This window comes from Sphaerisporangium cinnabarinum, from assembly GCF_055567015.1.
On record NZ_JBVHRG010000003.1, the window covers coordinates 110,442 to 131,407 of the forward strand.

The 20,966-nt window shown below is 73.3% G+C and carries 20 protein-coding genes; 9 read left to right on the forward strand and 11 right to left on the reverse strand.

The features are described from left to right. Position 1: 1 nt before the first annotated feature. Positions 2 to 1,648: an ABC transporter permease subunit gene (locus ACZ4MO_RS06090; protein ID WP_074809725.1), complete on the reverse strand. Its 1,647-nt coding sequence runs from the start codon at positions 1,646 to 1,648 to the stop codon at positions 2 to 4. Positions 1,649 to 1,798: 150 nt separating this feature from the next. Beyond that, a complete protein-coding gene (locus ACZ4MO_RS06095; RefSeq protein ID WP_175008379.1) occupies positions 1,799 to 3,031 on the reverse strand; it encodes an extracellular solute-binding protein in 1,233 nt (410 codons plus the stop codon). Between the two features lie 264 nt (positions 3,032 to 3,295). Here ACZ4MO_RS06095 and ACZ4MO_RS06100 point away from each other — a divergent pair, with 264 nt between their 5' ends. Together ACZ4MO_RS06100 and ACZ4MO_RS06105 are read left to right on the forward strand one after the other, a co-directional pair. After that, the gene (locus ACZ4MO_RS06100) at positions 3,296 to 4,372 is read left to right on the forward strand and encodes a substrate-binding domain-containing protein (RefSeq protein ID WP_186810386.1); all 1,077 of its coding nucleotides are present in this window, start codon (positions 3,296 to 3,298) and stop codon (positions 4,370 to 4,372) included. Positions 4,373 to 4,544: 172 nt separating this feature from the next. Then, complete coding sequence (locus tag ACZ4MO_RS06105) at positions 4,545 to 6,398, forward strand: alpha-amylase family glycosyl hydrolase (protein WP_175008377.1); 1,854 nt, start codon at positions 4,545 to 4,547, stop codon at positions 6,396 to 6,398. 114 nt (positions 6,399 to 6,512) lie between these two features. Here the strand turns inward: ACZ4MO_RS06105 and dusB are convergent, their stop codons facing one another. Then, positions 6,513 to 7,739: a tRNA dihydrouridine synthase DusB gene (gene dusB / locus ACZ4MO_RS06110; protein WP_499278646.1), complete on the reverse strand. Its 1,227-nt coding sequence runs from the start codon at positions 7,737 to 7,739 to the stop codon at positions 6,513 to 6,515. A gap of 126 nt (positions 7,740 to 7,865) precedes the next feature. Between dusB and ACZ4MO_RS06115 the strand changes: the two genes are divergently transcribed. After that, the gene (locus ACZ4MO_RS06115; protein WP_021483859.1) at positions 7,866 to 8,024 is read left to right on the forward strand and encodes a hypothetical protein; all 159 of its coding nucleotides are present in this window, start codon (positions 7,866 to 7,868) and stop codon (positions 8,022 to 8,024) included. 110 nt (positions 8,025 to 8,134) lie between these two features. On the opposite strand, the gene ACZ4MO_RS06120 is transcribed toward ACZ4MO_RS06115, so the two are convergent. Continuing rightward, positions 8,135 to 9,532, reverse strand: coding sequence for a glycine--tRNA ligase (locus tag ACZ4MO_RS06120; protein ID WP_233140187.1), 1,398 nt, complete (start codon positions 9,530 to 9,532; stop codon positions 8,135 to 8,137). 161 nt (positions 9,533 to 9,693) lie between these two features. Here ACZ4MO_RS06120 and ACZ4MO_RS06125 point away from each other — a divergent pair, with 161 nt between their 5' ends. Genes ACZ4MO_RS06125 through ACZ4MO_RS06150 form a run of 6 tightly spaced genes read left to right on the forward strand, consistent with a single transcriptional unit; the run spans position 9,694 to position 14,184 of the window. After that, the gene (locus tag ACZ4MO_RS06125) at positions 9,694 to 10,683 is read left to right on the forward strand and encodes a metal ABC transporter solute-binding protein, Zn/Mn family (RefSeq protein ID WP_175008375.1); all 990 of its coding nucleotides are present in this window, start codon (positions 9,694 to 9,696) and stop codon (positions 10,681 to 10,683) included. Beyond that, positions 10,680 to 11,510, forward strand: coding sequence for an ATP-binding cassette domain-containing protein (locus tag ACZ4MO_RS06130; protein ID WP_175008374.1), 831 nt, complete (start codon positions 10,680 to 10,682; stop codon positions 11,508 to 11,510). Before ACZ4MO_RS06125 ends, ACZ4MO_RS06130 begins: the two co-directional genes overlap by 4 nt. Continuing rightward, positions 11,507 to 12,475 (forward strand): metal ABC transporter permease, encoded by a 969-nt coding sequence (locus ACZ4MO_RS06135; RefSeq protein ID WP_108048469.1) that lies wholly within the window; start codon positions 11,507 to 11,509, stop codon positions 12,473 to 12,475. Before ACZ4MO_RS06130 ends, ACZ4MO_RS06135 begins: the two co-directional genes overlap by 4 nt. Then, entirely contained in the window at positions 12,472 to 12,864 is a 393-nt protein-coding gene (locus ACZ4MO_RS06140) for a transcriptional repressor (RefSeq protein WP_175008460.1), read from the forward strand. The genes ACZ4MO_RS06135 and ACZ4MO_RS06140 overlap by 4 nt, the downstream gene beginning before the upstream one ends. 3 nt (positions 12,865 to 12,867) lie before the next feature. Further along, complete coding sequence (locus ACZ4MO_RS06145; RefSeq protein ID WP_186810385.1) at positions 12,868 to 13,476, forward strand: hypothetical protein; 609 nt, start codon at positions 12,868 to 12,870, stop codon at positions 13,474 to 13,476. Positions 13,477 to 13,506: 30 nt separating this feature from the next. Further along, on the forward strand, positions 13,507 to 14,184 hold the full coding sequence (locus ACZ4MO_RS06150) for an alpha/beta fold hydrolase (RefSeq protein WP_175008373.1): 678 nt from the start codon (positions 13,507 to 13,509) through the stop codon (positions 14,182 to 14,184). 29 nt (positions 14,185 to 14,213) lie between these two features. Here the strand turns inward: ACZ4MO_RS06150 and ACZ4MO_RS06155 are convergent, their stop codons facing one another. From ACZ4MO_RS06155 to leuA, 7 genes are all read right to left on the reverse strand, one after another. Next, entirely contained in the window at positions 14,214 to 14,591 is a 378-nt protein-coding gene (locus ACZ4MO_RS06155) for a VOC family protein (protein ID WP_175008372.1), read from the reverse strand. Positions 14,592 to 14,659: 68 nt separating this feature from the next. Next, positions 14,660 to 15,472 (reverse strand): isoprenyl transferase, encoded by an 813-nt coding sequence (locus ACZ4MO_RS06160; protein ID WP_175008371.1) that lies wholly within the window; start codon positions 15,470 to 15,472, stop codon positions 14,660 to 14,662. Beyond that, positions 15,472 to 16,290, reverse strand: a complete 819-nt coding sequence (recO, locus tag ACZ4MO_RS06165) for a DNA repair protein RecO (protein ID WP_175008370.1) — start codon at positions 16,288 to 16,290, stop codon at positions 15,472 to 15,474. Before recO ends, ACZ4MO_RS06160 begins: the two co-directional genes overlap by 1 nt. Before the next feature lie 57 nt (positions 16,291 to 16,347). After that, complete coding sequence (locus ACZ4MO_RS06170; protein ID WP_175008369.1) at positions 16,348 to 16,920, reverse strand: TetR family transcriptional regulator; 573 nt, start codon at positions 16,918 to 16,920, stop codon at positions 16,348 to 16,350. A gap of 119 nt (positions 16,921 to 17,039) precedes the next feature. Beyond that, the gene (locus ACZ4MO_RS06175) at positions 17,040 to 17,750 is read right to left on the reverse strand and encodes an ATP-binding cassette domain-containing protein (RefSeq protein WP_175008368.1); all 711 of its coding nucleotides are present in this window, start codon (positions 17,748 to 17,750) and stop codon (positions 17,040 to 17,042) included. Then, positions 17,747 to 18,868, reverse strand: a complete 1,122-nt coding sequence (locus ACZ4MO_RS06180; protein WP_175008367.1) for an FtsX-like permease family protein — start codon at positions 18,866 to 18,868, stop codon at positions 17,747 to 17,749. Before ACZ4MO_RS06180 ends, ACZ4MO_RS06175 begins: the two co-directional genes overlap by 4 nt. A 120-nt stretch (positions 18,869 to 18,988) precedes the next feature. After that, positions 18,989 to 20,770: a 2-isopropylmalate synthase gene (gene leuA, locus ACZ4MO_RS06185; RefSeq protein ID WP_175008366.1), complete on the reverse strand. Its 1,782-nt coding sequence runs from the start codon at positions 20,768 to 20,770 to the stop codon at positions 18,989 to 18,991. Positions 20,771 to 20,966: the final 196 nt, after the last annotated feature.

Here is a 20,966-nt window from a genome sequence, read left to right on the forward strand (position 1 = left end):
GTCAGCTGATCTCCTCGAACTTGCGCGTGCTGCGGAAGGCGATGGCCGAGATCGTCCCCACGATGACGAAGATGACGATCGACAGGGCGCTCGCGAGCCCGAAGTCCTTCTGCGCCGAGCCGTCGACGCCGGAGATCGAGTACACCATCGAGATGAGGATGTCCGTGTGGCCGAGCGGCACGGACGCGTCGGCGAAGCGTGGCCCGCCCCCGGTGAGCATGTAGATGAGGGTGAAGTTGTTGAAGTTGAAGGCGAACGACGAGATGAGCAGCGGCGCCGTCGAGATGAGCAGCAGCGGCAGCGTGATCGCGCGCCACGTGGTCCAGCGGCCGGCGCCGTCGATCTTCGCGGCCTCCATGACGTCTGACGGCAGCGACTGCAGCGCGCCCGTGCAGATGAGGAACATGTACGGGAAGCCCAGCCACAGGTTCACGCCGAGCACGGACAGCTTGGCCAGCCAGGGGTCGGTGAGCCACGGGATGTGCGCGCCGCCCAGGATCACCTCGTTGATGAACCCGAACCGCGTGTTGAGCAGCCCGGACCACAGCAGCGCCGCGAGGAAGCCCGGGATCGCGTACGGCAGGATCATCAGCGTCCGGTAGACCTTGCGCCCGCGCATCCGCGTGTCGTTGAAGACGATCGCGAGGAACAGGCCCAGCAGGAACGTCGTGGCGACCGAGCCGATCGCGAACACGAACGTCCACAGCAGGATCTTGACGAACGGCTGGGCGTAGCGGGCGTCCGAGAACGCGGTGACGAAGTTGTCGAGGCCGACCGGGACGCGCCAGCCGACCGCGAGGGTCGAGCCGTCGGGCGCCTGGAACTGGCCCTCGTCGTTCGGCGTGTAGACCGTGCCCGTCGTCGTGTCGGTCATCGTGTCGGCCGCCGCGTCCCACTCGAGGGCGGACGTGTACACGTAGCCGGTGCGCGCGTCGGTGGTGCGGATCGAGCCGTCCTCGGGGTCGTCCGAGACGGGGACGCGCAGCTCGGTCACCTCGGCCTGGCGCTGCAGCACCTGGTCGCGTGGCAGGACCGTGTAGCCGGGGACCTCGGTCGCGCGGCCGTCCTCGACCGTCGCGCCGTCGACGACCGACAGCGGCCGCTCGGCGGTGCCGGCCTCGACCTCGCCGTCGTCGGTGACGACCGCGAAGCCGAGCGCGTCGCCGTCCTCGACGACGGTCAGCGCGGACGACGCCGAGCCCTCGACCCGGCGCTCGTTCTGGATGAGCAGCGCGGAGACCGCCTGCTCCTTCGTGGAGTTGTGGCCCGTGCCGTAGTTGGTGAACGCCACGTAGCCCGTGTACCCGACGACGAAGATCTGGTAGACGAGCAGGAAGATCAGGCCGGGCAGGATGTACTTCAGCGGCAGGGACCGCTTGGAGAAGTACACCCAGTTGGCCGCGACGAGCATCGCGAGCGTCGCGGCGAGGATGCCGTACGAGCCCGCCGTCCACGCGGACCAGACCACGTACACGCCGAGCGCGTCCACGACCGCCATGAGGGCGAGCTTGACGAAGAACCCTGGCCCGTAGTCGCGCGCGTGCGACGCGTCGCGGGCCCGCAGGCGGCGCGCGTCCCGCGGCGGCGGGCCGTCGGCTCCGGAGGTGCCGACGCGCTCGTCGCCGGCCGTGGTCTGAGGGGCGGACATCGTGGTGCCTCCGAGGTCGTCGGACGCGCGGGTGCTGCGTCTTCTGGAGTGTCGTCGTGCTGCGTCGCGGCCCGTTCCGGGCCGGAGGGCGGGACGCGCCGCCGCGGTGCGCAGGAGCCCTGCGCACCGCGGCGGCGGGCTGCACCCGGATCAGGCGTCGATCGCGCCCTGGATGTCGGCGATCATCTTGTCCCAGCTCGAGACCGGGTCGGCACCGGCGACGATCGCCGCCTCGGTGACGCCCCAGAAGCTCCACACGGAAGCCATCTCGGGGATCGACGGCATCGGCACGGCCTCGGCACCCACGGCGCGGAAGCCCGCGACGATCGGGTCGTCGGCGGCCGCGGCGTCGGCGGCGGCGGTCAGCGCCGGCGGACGGTTGCCCGCCTCGTACAGCGCGAGCTGCGCGTCCTCGGTGGACAGGAAGTTCACGAGGAAGTCGTTCGCGACGATCGCGTTGTCGCTCTCCGCGCTCAGGTAGAAGCCCTGGACGCCGACGAACGGCTGCGCGGGCTGGCCGCCCGCGGTCGGGATCGGGTCGATCGACAGGTCGAGGCCCTCGAACGAGTCGATCATCCACGGACCGCCCACGATGAACGGCGACTGCCCGTTCTTGAACGCCTCGACGGCGATGTCGTAGGTGGTGTCCTGGCTGAGGACGCCGGCCGCACCCTGGGCGCCGAGCCACTGCGCGAACGCCTGGCCCTCGGGGCCGCCCATCGCGAGCTCGGACGAGTAGCTGCCGTCCTCGTTCTGCGCGAAGACCGGAGCGCCGAAGGACGTCTGGAACGGGTAGTGGGTGTAGGGGTCACCCTTGTCGCCGTCCGACTGGACCAGGATCGGGAACTGCGTCCCGGCAGCCTGGCCCGCGGCCACGGCCTCGTCCCACGTGGCGGGGGCGGTCGACGCGAGCGCGGTGTTGCGGATGAGGGCGATGTTCTCGATCGCGTAGGGCAGGCCGTAGACCTGGCCGTCCTGCGTGAACGCCTCGATGGAGACGTCCTCGAACTCGGCCGCCTTGTCCCCGAGCTCGAGCGGCGCCACGACGCCGTTCGTCGTGAGCTCGCCCAGCCAGTCGTGGGCGCCGACGGTGATGTCGGGGCCCTCGCCCGTCGGGACCTGCGCGAGGAAGTCCGCCCGGATGTCCTCGAAGTTCTTGAGCACGACGTCGACCGTCGTGCCCGTCTCGGTCTCGAACGACTCGGCCGCCGCGGTCACGGCGTCCTGACGGGTCTCGTCGACCCAGACGGTCAGCGAGCCACCGGCGGACGAACCCTCGGCGCTCGGCTCGTCGGTGGTCTCGTCGCCCGAGCCGCCGGACGAGCAGGCGGTCAGCGCCAGCGTCGTGGTCAGCGCGGCGGCAAGAAGGATGCTCCGTCGCATCAGTGGTCACTCCAAGCGTGTCGTGATGGGCGGCCCGCTCCGGCGTTGGCACCGGCGCCGGACCCTGATGAGCACGACGGTAGAGCGGGAGGTGGCACGGGTGCAAGTCGTTGCGGTAACTTTCATGCAACGCTTTACAGGGCGTCGACCGGCGCCCACCCGCCTCCTCCGGTCGCCGGGTCCGCGCGCCTCCGCCCGGAGGATCGCGGCTCGCCGACCGGACGACCAGGACGAGGAGGTCCGGTGTCCCCTACGCTGCCCCATGTGCGTACCCGTCTCAGTGATCTCGCCGCCCAGGCAGGCGTCTCCACGGCGACGGTCTCGCGCGTCCTCAACGGGAAGCCCGGCGTCGCGAGCGAGACCCGCCAGGCGGTGCTCGCCGCGCTCGACGTGCTCGGCTACGAGCGCCCGTCGACGCTGCGCACCCGCTCCGCCGGCCTCGTCGGCCTCGTCGTCCCGGAGCTGACGAACCCCGTCTTCCCCGCGTTCGCCCAGACGATCGAGTCACTCCTGTCCGAGCACGGGTACACGCCGCTGCTGTGCACGCAGTCGCCGGGCGGGACCACGGAGGACGACTACGTCGACATGCTCATGGACCACGCGGTCGACGGCATCGTCTTCGTCTCCGGCCTGCACGCGGACACCCAGGCGAGCCACGAGCGCTACGAGCGCCTGCGCAGCCGGGGCATCCCGATCGTCCTGGTCAACGGCTTCGCCGAGGGCATCGACGCCCCGTTCGTCTCGCCCGACGACGTGGCGAGCGTCGAGCTGTCCGTGCGCCACCTGGTCTCGCTCGGGCACCGCAGCGTCGGCCTCGCGATCGGCCCGGACCGCTTCGTCCCGGCGCAGCGCAAGCTCGCGAGCTTCGCCGAGTCGCTCGTGCGGCACGGGCTCGTGGCCGACGAGGCGGAGGCGGCGCAGCACGTCGTCGTGACGCTCTACACGGTCGAGGGCGGCCAGGCCGCGGGCGGCGAGCTCATCGACTCGGGTCACACCGCGATCGTCTGCGGCTCCGACCTCATGGCGCTCGGCGCCATCCGCGCGGCACGCTCGCGCGGGCTGCGCGTGCCGCAGGACGTCTCGGTGCTCGGCTACGACGACTCGCCCCTCATCGCCTTCACCGACCCGCCGCTCACCACCGTGCGCCAGCCGGTGAGCGCCATGGCGCACGCCGCCGTGAGCGCGCTGCTCACGGAGATCGCGGGCGAGCGGGCGCCGCGGACGGAGCTCCTGTTCCAGCCGGAGCTCATCGTCCGCGACTCGACCGGGGCCGCACCGGCCCGCGCGACGTCCGCCCCGGACGCGAGCACGGCCGCCGCGGCGGGCTCGCCGACCGCCTGAGACCGGCACCCGCCCACCTCGCTGCGGGTGGCCGTCGACCCTTGTCGGCACCGCACCGCAAGCGCTTACACTCGACGAAGGGTCGGCGACACCCCGCTCCGCCAGCCGAGTGTTCATCACCGGAAGATCCCCTGAAAACCCCAGCACCACGTACGTGAGGACCGACAGCTCGATGACTCGTATCGATTCGACGCCGACCGCCACCGCGCCCAGCACCGGACTGGCAACGGCCACCGCCCCGGCTCCCTTCAGCACGGGCGCGCTCGTGCACACCGGGCCGGGCGAGGCCCCCGAGTGGTGGCGCGACGCCGTCATCTACCAGGTCTACCCGCGCTCCTTCGCGGACGGCGACGGCGACGGCGTCGGCGACCTGCCCGGCATCACCTCGAAGCTCGACCACCTCGCCGAGCTCGGGGTCGACGCCGTCTGGCTGAGCCCGTTCTACCGCTCGCCCCAGAAGGACGCGGGCTACGACGTCGCCGACTACCGCGACGTCGACCCCCTGTTCGGCACGCTCGCCGACTTCGACGAGCTCCTCGCCCAGGCGCACGCCCGCGGCATCCGCATCATCGTCGACCTCGTCCCGAACCACACGTCGGACCAGCACGCCTGGTTCCAGGCGGCGCTCGCGTCGCCCGAGGGCTCGCCGGAGCGCGCGCGCTACATCTTCCGCGAGGGCGAGGGAGAGCACGGCGAGCTGCCCCCGAACAACTGGCAGTCGATCTTCGGCGGCCCCGCGTGGACCCGCGTGACGGCCGGCGCGAACGCGCGCCCCGTGACCGGCGCCGAGGGCGAGACGCCCGGGCAGTGGTACCTGCACCTCTTCGACTCGACCCAGCCGGACCTCGCGTGGGACAACCCCGAGGTGCGCGAGGAGTTCGAGCAGGTCCTGCGCTTCTGGCTCGACAAGGGCGTGGACGGGTTCCGCGTCGATGTCGCGCACGGCATGATCAAGGCCGACGGGCTGCCCGACTGGGACGGCACCGTCTCGATGGTCGAGGGCACCGAGGCCGGCGAGGAGGGCACCGACCCGGGCGCCCCCGAGGACGGCTCGACGGGCGCCGGGAACTCCGGCCCGATGTTCGACCAGGACGGCGTCCACGAGATCTACCGCGCGTGGCACCGCGTGCTCGCCGAGTACGACGGCGACCGCGCCCTCGTCGCCGAGGCCTGGGTCGAGCCCCTCTCGCGCCTCGCGCGCTACGTCCGCCCGGACGAGATGCACCAGGCGTTCAACTTCTCGTTCCTCACCACCGGGTGGGCGGCCGCGCCGCTGCGCACCGTGATCGCGGCGTCGCTGCACGCGAACGACGAGGTCGGCGCCCCCACGACGTGGGTCCTGTCGAACCACGATGTCGTGCGGCACGCGTCGCGCCTCGGCCTGGCCGACCCGGGCCTGCGCCCCAACGGCATCTTCGCCCACGACCCGCAGCCCGACGAGGAGCTCGGCCTGCGCCGCGCCCGTGCCGCCTCTCTGCTCATGCTCGGCCTGCCCGGGTCGTCGTACCTCTACCAGGGCGAGGAGCTCGGCCTCCCCGAGCACACCGCCCTGCCCGACGACGTCCGCGAGGACCCGGCGTTCTTCCGCACCCAGGGCGCCGAGGCGGGCCGCGACGGCTGCCGCACCCCGCTCCCCTGGACCGCGGACGCCGAGGGCTTCGGGTTCGGCCCGTCCGGGAAGACGTGGCTCCCCCAGCCGGAGTCGTACGGGCGCTACGCCGCGGACGTCCAGCGCGGCGTCGAGGGCTCGACCTACGAGACGTACCGCACGGCCCTCGCGACGCGTCGCGCGGAGCGCCTCGGCGCGGGCACGCTCGCGTGGGTCGAGGAGTTCGCCGGCTCGGCGGACGTCGTCGCCTTCCGCAACCGCGACGTCGTCGTGCTCGCCAACCTGGGCACCGAGCCCGTGCTGCTGCCGCGCGGCGCGGAGGTTCTCGTGGCCTCCGGCCCGGTGCTGACCGACCGCTCCGCGGACCCGCAGGTCCGCGTCCCGTCGGACACGACGGTCTGGCTGCGCGCGCACTGACCGACGCCGCCGCGTCCACGACGGCCGGGACCCCCACGGGGGTCCCGGCCGTCGTGCTTCTCGTCCGGTCGGCGCAGGGCCGGGGTCGGGCGGAGGAGGAGGAAGCGGCTGCGGTCAGCCGCCGGAGACGCTCAGCTCGGCCTCGCGCAGCCGCTCCTCGTGCTCGGCGTCGAGCTCGCGCGAGTCGAGCCAGCCGTAGGGCAGGTGCGGCGTCTTGGGCGAACCCGCCCGGCCGCGCTGGCCCTCGGCTGCCTCGCCGGGGTAGGGGGCGTCCTGGTCGAGGTCGTCGAGCAGCGCGCGCAGCTCCGCGAGCGTCGAGACCATCGCGAGCGCGCGGCGCGCGTCCCCGCCCACGGCGTAGCCCTTGAGGTACCAGGCCATGTGCTTGCGCAGGTCGCGCACGCCCTTGCCCTCGTCGCCGTCGAAGTACTCGATCATGAGCTCGCCGTGGCGGTAGATCGTGCCCGCCACCTCGCGCAGGCCCGGGCGCACGCGCTCGGGGCGGCCCGCGAACGCCGCGGCGAGGTCGGCGAACAGCCAGGGCCGGCCCTGGCAGCCACGCCCGACGACGACGCCGTCGCACCCGGTCTCACGGACCATGCGGACGGCGTCCTCGGCCGACCAGATGTCGCCGTTGCCGAGCACCGGGACGCTCGTCACGGCCTCCTTGAGACGCGCGATCGCGGACCAGTCGGCCGTGCCGGAGTAGTGCTCGGCGGCGGTGCGGGCGTGCAGCGCGACCGCCGCGACGCCCAGGCCCTCGGCGATGCGACCCGCCTCGAGGTAGGTGAGGTGGTCGTCGTCGATGCCCTTGCGCATCTTCACGGTGACGGGCACCCCGTACGGGCGGGCGGCCTCGACCGCGCCCTGCACGATGGCGGTGAACAGGTCGCGCTTCCAGGGCAGCGCCGCTCCCCCGCCCTTGCGCGTGACCTTGGGCACCGGGCAGCCGAAGTTCAGGTCGACGTGGTCGGCACGGTCCTCGGCGACGATGATGCGCACGGCCTCGCGGACGGTCGCCGGGTCCACGCCGTACACCTGCGCGGACCGAGGGGTCTCGTCGGCACCGAACGTCACGATGCGCAGCGCCTCGGGGTTGCGCTCGACGAGCGCGCGGCTCGTGACCATCTCGGCGACGTAGAGGCCGGGGTCGTCGCCGCCGGACGCGCCGGCCTCGCGGCACAGCGTGCGGAACGCGCGGTTCGTGACGCCGGCCATCGGGGCGAGGACCACCGGGGTCCGGACGACGATCGGGCCGATCCGCAGCGGCGCCACGAGCGGACCGGTCCCCGGGTCGGGGCGGTCGGTCGTCGCGCTGAGGGCAGGAGCGGGTGCAGTCACGCGCTCCATTGTCCCACCCGGCACGCGCTGCACGGCGAGCCCCGTTTCGACGAGCGAGCAGCGGACGGTCGTGGCAGTGTTGAGGAGGTCCGGCAATACAGGCCGGACACGGACGAAAGGGACGACATGCCTCTCTGGCTCATCCTGGTCATCGTCGGCGCCGTGCTCCTCATCCTCGGCGTCGCCATCGAGGCCGCGAAGATCCTCATCTGGATCGGCATCATCGTGCTCGTCGTGAGCCTGGTGATCGGCCTGCTCAACAGGGCTAAGGGGGCGGCCCGCTAGCGCGAGGCCGCCGGGGGCGACGCGTCCCGACGAGACGCGACAGGAGGGGCGGGACCGTACGGTCCCGCCCCTCCTGCGTGCCCGGCACCGGCGCGCCGGGCGGTGACGCGTCAGGCGCCGAGCAGGTGCCCGGCGAGGTACTCGGTGACCTTGTCGAGCGCGACGCGCTCCTGGCTCATCGAGTCGCGGTGGCGGATCGTCACGGCCTGGTCGTCGAGCGTGTCGAAGTCGACCGTGATGCAGAACGGCGTGCCGATCTCGTCCTGGCGGCGGTACCGGCGGCCGATGGCGCCCGCGTCGTCGAAGTCGACGTTCCAGTACTTGCGGAGCTCGGTCGCGAGGTCCTTCGCCTTGGGCGAGAGCTGCTCGTTGCGGCTCAGCGGGAGCACGGCGGCCTTGACCGGCGCGAGCCGGTGGTCGAGGCGCAGGACCGTGCGCGTGTCCACGCCGCCCTTCGCGTTCGGCGCCTCGTCCTCGGTGTACGCCTCGACGAGGAACGCCATGAGGGAGCGCGTGAGGCCCGCGGCCGGCTCGATGACGTAGGGCACCCAGCGCTCGTTCTTCGTCTGGTCGAAGTACGACAGGTCCTTGCCGGAGTGCTCGGCGTGCGTCTTGAGGTCGAAGTCGGTGCGGTTCGCGATGCCCTCGAGCTCGCCCCACTCCGAGCCCGAGAAGCCGAAGCGGTACTCGATGTCGACCGTGCGGGTCGAGTAGTGCGAGAGCTTCTCCTGCGGGTGCTCGTACAGGCGCAGGTTGTCGCGCTGGATGCCGAGGTCGACGTACCAGTCGGTGCGCGTGTCGATCCAGTACTGGTGCCACTCGGCGTCCGTGCCCGGCTCGACGAAGAACTCCATCTCCATCTGCTCGAACTCGCGCGTGCGGAAGATGAAGTTGCCCGGCGTGATCTCGTTGCGGAACGACTTGCCGATCTGGCCGATGCCGAACGGCGGCTTCTTGCGGCTCGCACCCATGACGTTGGCGAAGTTCACGAAGATGCCCTGCGCGGTCTCGGGGCGCAGGTAGTGCAGGCCCGACTCGTCCTCGACGGGGCCGAGGTGCGTCTTGAGCATCATGTTGAAGTCGCGCGGCTCGGTCCACTGCCCGCGCGTGCCGCAGTTCGGGCAGACGATCTCGGCGAGGCCGCCCTCGGGCGCACGGCCCTTCTTCTCCTCGAACTCCTCGATCATCTGGTCCTCGCGGAACCGCTTGTGGCAGTGCAGGCACTCCGTCAGCGGGTCGGTGAAGACGCCCACGTGACCCGACGCGACCCACACCTGGCGCGGCAGGATCACGGACGAGTCGAGGCCCACGACGTCGTCACGACTCGTGACCATCGCGCGCCACCACTGCTTCTTGATGTTCTCCTTGAGCTCGGTGCCCAGGGGCCCGTAGTCCCACGCGGAGCGGGTGCCGCCGTAGATCTCGCCCGAGGGGAAGACGAACCCGCGCCGCTTGGCGAGGGAGACGACGGCGTCGAGACGGGCGGTGGGTGAGGGCGCTGCGGCCACGGACATCACTCCTGGTGCTCACGGCCCCGCACGTGGCTCGTGGGGGCTGGACGGGTGGGCGACGCCCGCACGGGCGCCGACCGACCAGCGTACCCGGCCGTGACCCGGCTCACCGGGAACGGTTTTGACATTCATTCTCAAGAAGGCGGAGACTGGTGGTCATGCACCGCTCCCCCGCCCGGCGCCGTCGCGCCCTCGCCACCACCGCCGCCCTCGCCACGGCCGCGCTCGTCGCGGCGTGCTCCCCCGGTGCCGGCGGCTCGGGAGGGGGCGGCGACGACGGCCGGCTCCAGGTGCTCGCGTCGTTCTACCCGCTCCAGTACGTCGTCGAGCAGGTCGGCGGGGAGCACGTCGACGTCTCGAACCTCACGCCGCCCGCGGCCGAGCCGCACGACCTGGAGCTCGCGCCCGCGCAGGTCCGCGCGATCGGCGACGCCGACCTCGTCGTCTACCTCTCGGGGTTCCAGCCCGCGGTGGACGAGGGCATCGAGCAGCGGGCGCCCGAGCACGTGGTCGACGCCGCGGCGTCGGCCGGGCTCGAGGAGCACCCCGGCGGCGAGGGCGACCACGCCGACGAGACCGCGGAGGAGCACGCCGAGCACGCGGACGAGTCCGGGGACGGCCACGACCACGGCCCCACGGACCCGCACTTCTGGCTCGACCCGACGCGCCTGGCCGCCGTGGGCGACGCCGTCGCCGACGAGCTCTCCGCGATCGACCCCGACCACGCGGACGACTACGCGGCCGGCGCCGCCGCCCTCACCGCGGACCTCGACGACCTGGACGCGGAGTTCGCCGCGGCGCTCGCGCCGTGCGCGGGCGCGACGCTCGTCACCTCGCACGAGGCCTTCGGCTACCTCGCCGAGCGCTACGACCTGCACCAGGTCGGGATCTCCGGGATCGACCCCGAGGCGGAGCCCTCCCCCGCGCGCCTGCGCGAGGTCGGCGAGGTCGTCCGGGAGAACGGCGTGGCCACGCTCTTCTTCGAGACGCTCGTCAGCCCGAAGGTGACCCAGACGCTCGCCGACGACCTCGGCGTCCGGACCGCTCTGCTCGACCCGCTCGAGAGCCTCGCGGAGGGCGCGACGGACTACCGTGAGGTCATGGAGTCCAACCTCGAGGCGCTCACGGCCGGCCTCGCGTGCGCATGACCGGCGCACCGGAGCTGATCGCCGCGCGCGACGTCCACGTGACGCTCGGCGCGAGCGAGATCCTGCGCGGCATCGACCTCTCGGTCCGCGCGGGCGAGGTCGTCTCGCTCCTCGGCGCGAACGGCTCGGGCAAGTCGACCCTGGTCCGCGCGCTCGTCGGGATCGTGCCGCTCTCCCGCGGCTCCGTCGACCTCTTCGGCACGCCGCTCGGTCCGCGGCTGCCGTGGCGGCGGCTCGGGTACGTGCCGCAGCGCGTGAGCGCGCCGTCGGGGATGCCGTCCACCGCGTCGGAGGTCGTCGCGTCCGGGCTCCTCGGCGGGGGCCGCCTCCGGCTCCCGCGCGGCTGGCGCGACCGCACGGTCGAGGCGCTCGAGCTCGTGGGCCTCGCGGACCGCGCCGACGACTCGACGGCCGAGCTCTCGGGAGGGCAGCAGCAGCGCGTGCTCATCGCGCGCGCCCTCGTCCGTCGGCCCGACCTGCTCGTCCTCGACGAGCCCGTCGCGGGCGTCGACAAGCCGAGCCAGGAGGCGTTCGCCGCGACGATGACGCGGCTCGTGGACGACGGCCTCACCGTCCTCGTGGTGCTCCACGAGCTCGGGGCGCTCGCCCCGCTCGTCGAGCGCGCGGTCGTCCTGCGGCACGGGCGCGTCGTGCACGACGGCGCCCCGCCCCGCGCGTCGTCCACGCACGCGGGCGCGACGCACCAGCACCTGCACCCGCACGAGCCCGTGGACGGCGACAACCGCCCCGCGGGCCCGGAGACGGGCCTCACCGACACCCTGAACCCCGACCTCTCCGCAGGCCACGCACCCAGGACGGCCTCATGACCACCCTGTTCTCCGAGATCTCCCTGCTGCTCACCGACCCGCTCATGCAGCGCGCCCTCCTCGCGGCGCTGCTCGTCGGCGTCAGCGCCCCCGTCGTCGGCACGTACCTCGTGCAGCGCAAGCTCTCGCTGCTCGGCGACGGCATCGGGCACGTCGCGCTCACCGGTGTCGCGCTCGGGTGGCTCGTCGGCGCGGCGATGGGTGTCGTGCCGAACGACGCGCTCGCGATCCCCGGCGCGGTCGTCGCGGCGGTGCTCGGCGCCGTCGCGATCGAGGTCGTGCGCGAGCGCGGCCGGACCAGCGGCGACCTCGCGCTCGCGCTCCTCTTCTACGGCGGCATCGCGGGCGGCGTCCTGCTCATCGGCCTCGCGGGCGGCTCGTCCGGCAGCCTCATGCAGTACCTGTTCGGCTCGATCTCGACGGTGACGTCGTCGGACCTCGTCCTCACGGTCGTGCTCAGCGCGGTGATCCTGCTCGTCGGCGTCGGCCTGCGGGCCGCGCTGTTCTCGGTGAGCCACGACGAGGAGTTCGCGCGCGCGTCGGGCCTGCCGGTGCGCACGCTGAACATCGCCGTCGCCGTCGTCGCCGCGCTCACCGTGACCGTGTCGATGCGGGTCGTCGGGCTGCTGCTCGTCAGCGCCCTCATGATCGTGCCCGTCGCGGTCGCCCAGCTCGTCACGCGCTCGTTCCGCCGCACGATGCTCGTCGCATCGGTCGTCGGGGTGGTCGTGTGCGTCGTCGGGCTGTCCTTCACGTACTGGAACAACGTCTCGCCGGGTGCGACGATCGTCGTCCTCGCGATCGCGACGTACCTCGTCGTGGCCGCGCTGCGACCCCTCTGGGTCCGACGGCGGCCGCGCGTCGCCCGGGACCCCCACCCGGACATCCCCGACGACGTCGAGCTCGACCTCGTACCCTCGGGGTCGACCCACCGCACCACCGGAGGTGACCCGTGCAGCGCATGACCCGCCAGCGCGCCGCCGTCTCGGACGCGCTGGAGGACCTGGAGGACTTCCGCAGCGCCCAGCAGCTCCACGAGATCCTGCGCACGCGCGGCGACAACGTGGGGCTCGCGACCGTCTACCGCACGCTGCAGAGCCTCGCGGACGGCGGCGACGTGGACGTCCTGCGCACCGAGGAGGGCGAGAACCTCTACCGCCGGTGCGAGCGCCGCGAGCACCACCACCACCTCGTGTGCCGGGCGTGCGGCCGGACCGTCGAGATCGACGGCCCGACGGTCGAGGCCTGGGCCAACCAGGTCGGCACCTCGCACGGGTTCGTCGACATCCAGCACACCATCGAGCTGTTCGGCACGTGCGCGGTCTGCGCGCGGGCCACCGCCGTCCAGGGCTGAGCCGTGCCCGACGCGCTGGACGGCGCCCCGTTCGCCGCGCTCTTCGCCTTCTTCTTCGCGATCGCGTTCGTCCGGACGCAGGCGACCTACTGGATCGCGCGCCTCGTCACGACGTGGACGCTCGACCGCACGCGCCCCGTCAAGCCCTGGGTCGCGCGCGTCCACGCCTGGCTGTCCGGCCGCTCGGCCGCGCGCGGGATCGAGACCGTGCGGCGGTGGGGCGTCCTCGCGGTGCCCGCGTCGTTCCTCGCGACCGGGACGAAGACCGTGATCAACGCCGCGGCGGGCGTCGTGCGCATGCCGTTCGGGCGCTACCTCGCGGCCATGACCCTCGGATGCATGGTGCACGCGACGATCTACGCGACCGTCGGGTGGGCGGTGTGGACGGCCGCGTTCGCCGCCGCGACGGGCTCGCCGACGGGGGTCGCGGTGCTCGTCGCGATCGTGGTCGCGGTCGTCGTGGCGGTGGTCCTCACGGTCCGGCGTCGGGCTGCCCGCCCGGGCGGTGGCCCCGCGGTCGTGCCGACCGCCGCCTCCGTCGGGGACGGCCCCGGGGAGGGCGCCGGGCCAGGCCTCTCCCGCGACGAGGACACGCCGCGCGCCGACCGATGAGATGACGGGCGCCCGGCCGTCCGAACCCCCATGACGACCTTCCTCCTGCTGCCCGGCGCCGGCGGCGACCCCGCGTACTGGGACCTGCTCGTGCCGGAGCTCGACCGGCTCGGTCACCGAGCCGTCGCGGTCGACCTCCCCCAGCACGACGAGGGCCACGGCTGGGCGGACCTCACCGACGTCGCGGTCACGACGCTGCACCGGGCGGCGGCCCCCGCCGAACGGGGCGACCTCGTCGTCGTCGCCCAGTCCATGGGCGCGTACGTCGGGCCGCTCGTGTGCGAGCGCGAGCCGGTCCGCCTGCTCGTGCTGCTCAACCCGATGATCCCGCGCCCGGGCGAGAGCGGCGGCGACTGGTGGCGCGCGACCGACCACGCCGCGCGTCGTACCGCCACCGGCCTGGGCCCGTTCGACCCCGTGGACGACTTCTTCCACGACGTGCCGGAGCACGTCGCGGCCGTCGCGCAGCGCAGCGACCGGCAGCCGTCCGAGCGGTCCTTCGCCGAGCCGTGGCCCGCCCGCGCCTGGCCGGGCGTGCCCACGGTCGTGCTCCAGGGCGACGACGACCGGCTCTTCCCGCTGCCCTTCCAGCGCGCCGTCGCGCGCGAGCGGCTCGGCGCCGAGGTCGAGACGATGCCGGGGGGACACCTCGTGGCGCTCAGCCGCCCGGCCGAGCTCGCCGCCCGCCTCGACGCGCTGGCGCGCTGAGGGGCCGCCCTGACGGGACGGCCACCGCCTCAGCCGACGGTCGTCGCCGACGCCTCGGGCGCCCCCACGCAGAACTGGTTGCCCTGCGGGTCGGCGAGCACGGTCCAGCCGAAGCCCGGCATCGTGTGCTCCCCGACGACCGTCGCGCCGTCCGCCACGAGCGCCGCGACGTCCGCCGTGCGGTCGGACGTGCCGAGGTCGAGGTGCAGCCGGTTCTTGCCCGGCGTCGGGTCCTCGACGCGCTGGAACCCCAGGACCGGAGCCGTCACCCCGTCGGCGGGAACCACCTCGAGGAACCAGCCGTCCGCCTCGTCGACGACCCGCCCGCCGAGGTGGCGCGCCCACCACTGGGCGAGCGGTCGCGGGTCGGTGGAGTCGACGGTCACCATGCCGATGCTCAGAGTCATGCCGCGCACGCTACCGGCCGCCTCCCACGGCGTCCCGGCGGCAGGCGCGCGCCGCCCCGCGCCGGGTGTCAGGCAGTGCCGCCCGCCGTCCCGCCGGCGTCGCCCACCGCGTCGACCGCACCTCCGTAGCGGCGGTCGCGGCGCGCGTACTCCTCGACGGCGCGCCACAGCGAGCGGCGGTCCACGTCGGGCCAGGGCTCCGGGAGGAACACGAGCTCCGCGTACGCCGCCTGCCACAGCATGAAGTTCGACGTGCGCTGCTCGCCCGAGCTGCGCAGGAACAGGTCGACGTCCGGCAGGTCGGGCTCGTCGAGGTGCTGCTGGACGGTCCGCTCCGTGACCTTGCGCGGGTCGAGCCGCCCGGCGGCGACCTCGCGCGCGATGGCGGCCGCGGCGTCGGCGATCTCGGCCCGACCCCCGTAGTTGACGCACATCGTCAGCGTGCAGACGTCGTTCTGCCTCGTCTGCTCCTCCGCGACCTCGAGCTCCTTGATCACGGACGCCCACAGCCGCGGACGGCGCCCCGCCCACCGCACGCGCACGCCCCACGAGTCCATCTCGTCGCGGCGACGCCGGATGACGTCGCGGTTGAAGCCCATGAGGAAGCGGACCTCGTCGGGCGAGCGCTTCCAGTTCTCGGTCGAGAACGCGTACGCGGACACGTGCTTGACGCCGATCTCGATCGCGCCCGCGACGACGTCGAGCAGCGCCGCCTCGCCGGCCTCGTGACCCGCGGTGCGCGGCAGCCCGCGCGCGTTGGCCCAGCGGCCGTTGCCGTCCATGACGACGGCCACGTGGTTCGGCACGAACTGCGCCGGGATCGCCGGGGGCCGGGCACCGCTGGGGTGCGGGAACGGCGGCTGGTACGTGCGCCGCGCCATCAGGCGTCCGCCCCGGCACCGGCGCGCGGGTCCGCGGAGGCAGCGGCCTCGTCGGCGTGCGGGGCGGCGGGGACGTGCGGAGCGGGGGCGTCCCGCTCCACCATGCGCAGTGATCGCAACGTTCTCTCCAGGTGGTATTGGCTGTAGGCGGCCACGAGGCCGCTCGCTTCCTTGCGGTGCCGGGCGTCCGACGCGTCGGCCGCGTCCCACTCCCCCGCGAGCAGCGCGGCGAGCAGGGCGAAGGTCTGGGGGGCGGGCGCCGTCGAGCCCGGCGGGCGGCAGCGCGAGCACACGGCCCCGCCCTGCGCGACGGCGAAGGCGTGGTGCGGGCCCGGCTCCCCGCAGCGCGCGCAGTCGACGAACGACGGCGCCCAGCCCGCGACGGCGAGCGCGCGCAGGAGGTAGGAGTCGAGCACGAGCCCCGGCGCGTGCGCGTGCTCGGACAGCGCCCGCAGCGCGCCCGCGAGCAGCCAGTACTGCTGCACGGCAGGCTCGCGCTCGTCGGCGACGAGGCGCTCCGCGGTCTCGAGCATCGCGGCGCCCGCCGTGTACAGGCCGTAGTCCTCGCAGATCCGGCGCGCGTAGGGGCCGATCGTCTCCGCCTGCGTCACCGTGTCCAGCGACCGGCCCGCGTAGAGCTGGACGTCCACGACCATGAACGGCTCGAGCCGCGCGCCGAACCGGGACGACGTGCGGCGCACGCCCTTGCCGACGGCGCGCACCTTCCCGTGCTCGCGCGTCAGGAGGGTGACGATGCGGTCCGCCTCGCCCAGCTTCTGGGCGCGCAGCACGATCGCGTCGTCTCGGTACAGCACCACGCCCCTATTGTCCGTCACGCCGCCGACACGGCGCGCACCACCCGCCGACGGCGGTGGTCACGCCGGCGCGAGGCACCCGAGGACGGCGCGCACCCGGGCCAGCGTCGTCTCCGCGTCCTCGCCGGCCTCCACCTGGCGCGCCGCGGCGAGCACCACCGCGTTGACGAGCTCCGCGGAGCGCGCGGCGTCGGGGACGCCGAGCTGCTCCAGCGCCTCGACGAGCGGGACGAGGATCGTCGCGTGCATCGCCGCGCTCTGCTCGGCGAGCGCCTCCCGGCTCGCCTCGGCGCGCAGCGCGGCGACGACCGCGTGCTCGCCCTCGGCGACGAGGAGCAGGTTCTCGCGCGCGTAGGCGACGATCGCGCCCTCCGGGGACGCGGCCGTCGCGACGGCCGCCGTGATGCGCGCCGACCAGCGCGGCACGACGTCCGCGACCACCGCGTCGAGGAGCTCCTCGCGCGACCGGAAGTACTGGTAGACGCTCGACCGGGCGAGCCCGGCACGCGCCGCGACGGCGGCGAGGGTGAGCCCGCTCCCGTCCTCGCGGATGAGGTCGCGCGCGGCGTCGAGCAGGGCCCGGAGCTGCGCGGCGCGGTGCTCGGCCACCGTCGGGGCGGCGATCTTGGGCACGATGGTCCTCCTTCCCGGAGCGCTCTCGGAGCACTCCCCCGGGAGCACGACGGCCCCGGCCGGACCATCATGCCCGACCGGGGGCGCGTGGGCGGCTCTCCCGGAGCCGCCCACCGGCGTCAGCCCGTGACGGCGGGCAGGCCGAGCCGGCCGTCGACCATCTCGACGACCCGGTGGCAGTGCTCGAGCACGTCGTGGTCGTGCGTGACCATGAGCGCCGCGGCACCGTAGGCCTCGACCTCGCGGGCCAGGAGGCTCACGACCTCGTGGCTGCGCGCCCGGTCCAGCGCGGCCGTGGGCTCGTCGACGAGCAGGAGCGCCGGGCTCGCGACCAGCGCGCGGGCGATGCCCACGCGCTGCCGCTCGCCGCCCGAGAGCTGGTCCGGACGACGGTCGGCACGGTGGCTCATGGACACGGACTCCAGGAGCTCTCGGGGGTCGCGGGCGCGCGCGTCGCGCTCGTCGATGCCCGCGATCCGCAGCGCGAGCCGGAGCTGGTCGACGCTCGTGAGCGCCGGCAGGAGGTTGCCGGACTGGAAGACGAACCCGATGCGCTCGCGCCGCAGGCGCGCACGCTCACGCTCGCTCGTCGCGCCGAGGTCGACCCCTTCGAGGCGGACGGTCCCGGACTCCGGCGCCGTGAGCGCACCGGCCACCGCGAGCAGGCTCGACTTGCCGGAGCCCGACGGCCCGACGACACCGACGAGCTCGCCCGCGGCGACGCTCAGGCTGACCTCGTCGAGCGCGACGACCGTGGTGTCGCCGTCGCCGTGGCGGACGGTGGCGCGGTCGATCTCGAGCACGGGCGTGGCGGGGGTGGTGGTGCTCATCGCTGCCCTCCCAGGGCGGTCAGGGGGTCGACGGAGGTGATGCGCGCGACGGCGACGGCCGCTCCGGCCATCCCGAGGACGAAGAGCAGGACGCCGGCCAGGACGAGGTCGGGCGCCTGGAGCGCGAACGGCATCGGGGTGGCACCGAGGCCCGCGCCCGCCGCGATGCCGAGGGCGAAGCCCAGGCCGATCGAGGCGAGCAGGAGCACGGCCGCCTGGCCGAGCGAGTCGGCGAGCAGGAAGCGACGCCGCGCCCCCATGGCGCGCATGACGGCGATCTCGTGCCGCCGCTGGATGACCCACACGGTGAAGAACGCGCCCACGACGAGCGCGGAGATCGCGTAGAGGAACACCTGGATGAGCAGGAGGGTGGCGGTCTCGGCCGTGTATCCGGGCGACGCGTCGAAGGACTCGGTGAGCGTGCGCGTCACCGTGCCCGACGCCGCGTCGGCGGCCTCGCGGTCGAACGAGCCGGGGTCGGTGCGCAGCGCGACCGCGGTCGCGACGTCCGGGACGTCGGCTCCCGGCTCCTCGGCACCGGCGAGCAGCTCCTGCCACGTGCCGAGCGGGAGGTACGCGACGTCGACGTGGCCGAACGTGTGCTGGTCCTCGAGGACGCCCACGACCGTGAGCGTGCGCTCGGGCCGCGCGAGGGTCACGGTGTCCCCGACGGCGAGCCCGTCGTCGGCGGCGGTCGCGGAGACGACGATCCCGTCCTCCGCACCGACCAGGCTCCCCTCCGCCACGGCGGTGGGCGCGACGAACGAGCCGGGCTCGACGCCGACGAGGGTGAGGTCGACAGGTGAGCCGTCCTCCTGGTGCGCGTTCGCCAGGAGCAGGCCGTACGGCGCGGCCTCGAGCACGCCCGGCTGCTCGGCCATGGTGCCGACCTGGTCCGTCTCGATGACGGACCGGGTGAACGCGGCGTCGGTCCCGGTGCCCTCGTCGAACGCGAAGTCGGTGACGGGCGTGCGCTTGAGGCCGGAGACGCCGTCGTTGACGAGGCCGGCGGACAGCCCGGAGAGCAGGACGACGAGGACCGCGACGAGCGCGACGACACCGCCCATGAGCAGGAAGCGGGTGCGCGCGAAGACGAGCTCGCGCAACGCGAGGAACATGAGGAGCCTTCCAATGTTGTCGACAGTGCGTCGGTATCTTACCAACACTGCGTCGACAAAACGCCGACGGCCCGGACGACGAGGTCGTCCGGGCCGTCGGCGAGGTCGGCGTGGCAGCGGTCAGCCCTGGGCGCGCTCCGCGCGGTTCACGGCGGACACGATGGCCTTGAGCGAGGCCGTCGTGATCGACGGGTCGATCCCGACGCCCCACAGGACGTCGTCGCCCACCTGGCACTCGACGTACGCCGCAGCCGTCGCGTCACCGCCCTCCGAGAGCGCGTGCTCCGCGTAGTCCAGGACGCGGACGTCGACCCCCACCTGGGCGATCGCGTCGACGAAAGCGGCGACCGGGCCGTTGCCCGTGCCCTCGAGCGTCAGCTCCTCGCCGCGGTCGACGACGTCGACGCTCAGGGTGTCCGGGCCGTCCTCGCTCGACGACGCGCGCGTGGAGCGCAGCTTGAGCCGGCCCCACGGCTCCAGGCCGGAACCGGGCTCGACGGGCAGGTACTCGTCCGAGAAGATGCGCCAGATGTCCTCGCCCGTCACCTCGGTGCCGTGCGCGTCGGTGTGCTGCTGCACGGACTGCGAGAACTCGATCTGCAGGCGACGCGGCAGGTCGAGGTGGCGCTCCGACTTCAGCAGGTAGGAGATGCCGCCCTTCCCGGACTGCGAGTTGACGCGGATCACGGCCTCGTACGAGCGGCCGACGTCCTTGGGGTCGATCGGCAGGTACGGGACGGCCCACGTGATGTCGTCCACCGTGGCGCCCTCCGCCTCCGCTCGGACGGCCATCGCGTCGAAGCCCTTCTTGATGGCGTCCTGGTGCGAGCCGGAGAACGCCGTGAAGACCAGGTCGCCCGCGTAGGGGTGCCGCTCGGGGACGCCGAGCTGGTTGCAGTACTCCACCGTGCGGCGCACGTGGTCGATGTCGGAGAAGTCGATCTGCGGGTCCACGCCCTGGCTGAACAGGTTCATGCCGAGGGTGACGAGGCAGACGTTGCCGGTGCGCTCGCCGTTGCCGAACAGGCAGCCCTCGATGCGGTCGGCCCCGGCCTGGTAGCCGAGCTCGGCGGCCGCGACCGCCGTGCCGCGGTCGTTGTGCGGGTGCAGCGACAGCACGACGTTCTCGCGGTGGTGCAGGTGCCGGTTCATCCACTCGATCGAGTCGGCGTAGACGTTCGGCGTCGCCATCTCGACCGTGGCGGGCAGGTTGATGATGACCTTGCGGTCGGGGCGGGGCTCGAAGACCTCGAGCACCTCGTTGCAGATGCGGGCCGCGAACTCGAGCTCCGTGCCGGTGTACGACTCGGGCGAGTACTCGTAGTAGACCGTCGTCTCGGGGACCGTCTCCTCGAACTTCTTGCACAGCCGCGCGCCGTCGACGGCGATCGCGATGATGCCGTCCTCGTCCGAGCGGAACACGACCTCGCGCTGCAGGACGGACGTCGAGTTGTAGAGGTGGACGATCGCCTGCTTCGCGCCCTTGATCGCCTCGTACGTGCGCGCGATGAGGTGCTCGCGGGACTGCGTGAGGACCTGGATGACGACGTCGTCCGGGATGCGGTCCTCCTCGATGAGCATCCGCACGAAGTCGAAGTCGGTCTGCGAGGCCGAGGGGAAACCGACCTCGATCTCCTTGTAGCCCATCTCGACGAGCAGCTCGAACATGCGCAGCTTCCGCTCCGCGTTCATGGGCTCGATGAGGGCCTGGTTGCCGTCGCGCAGGTCGACGGCGCACCAGCGGGGCGCGGTCTCGATGCGCTTGTCCGGCCACGTGCGGTCGGGCAGAGAGACGTCGATCTGCCGGTGGAACGGCAGGTACTTGTGGATCGGCATGCCCGACGGCTGCTGCGGGTTCGGGTCCGTAGCGGTGGGCGTCGAGGCGGGGGCGGAGGCGTTCATCGTCGGTCCTTCGGGGTCGTCCTGATCGGTGTCAGCCGGCACACCAACCACCGCGACGAGGAACCGGCTAGAGGGCCTCGCCGCGGCAACGAAGGAGGAGCTGCCGCATCAGGTGCACGACGCCACTGTACTCCTCCGTCGCCGGCGCGCCCGGGACGTCCGCTCCTCGGGCACGCCGTCCGGGGCACCCGGCCGC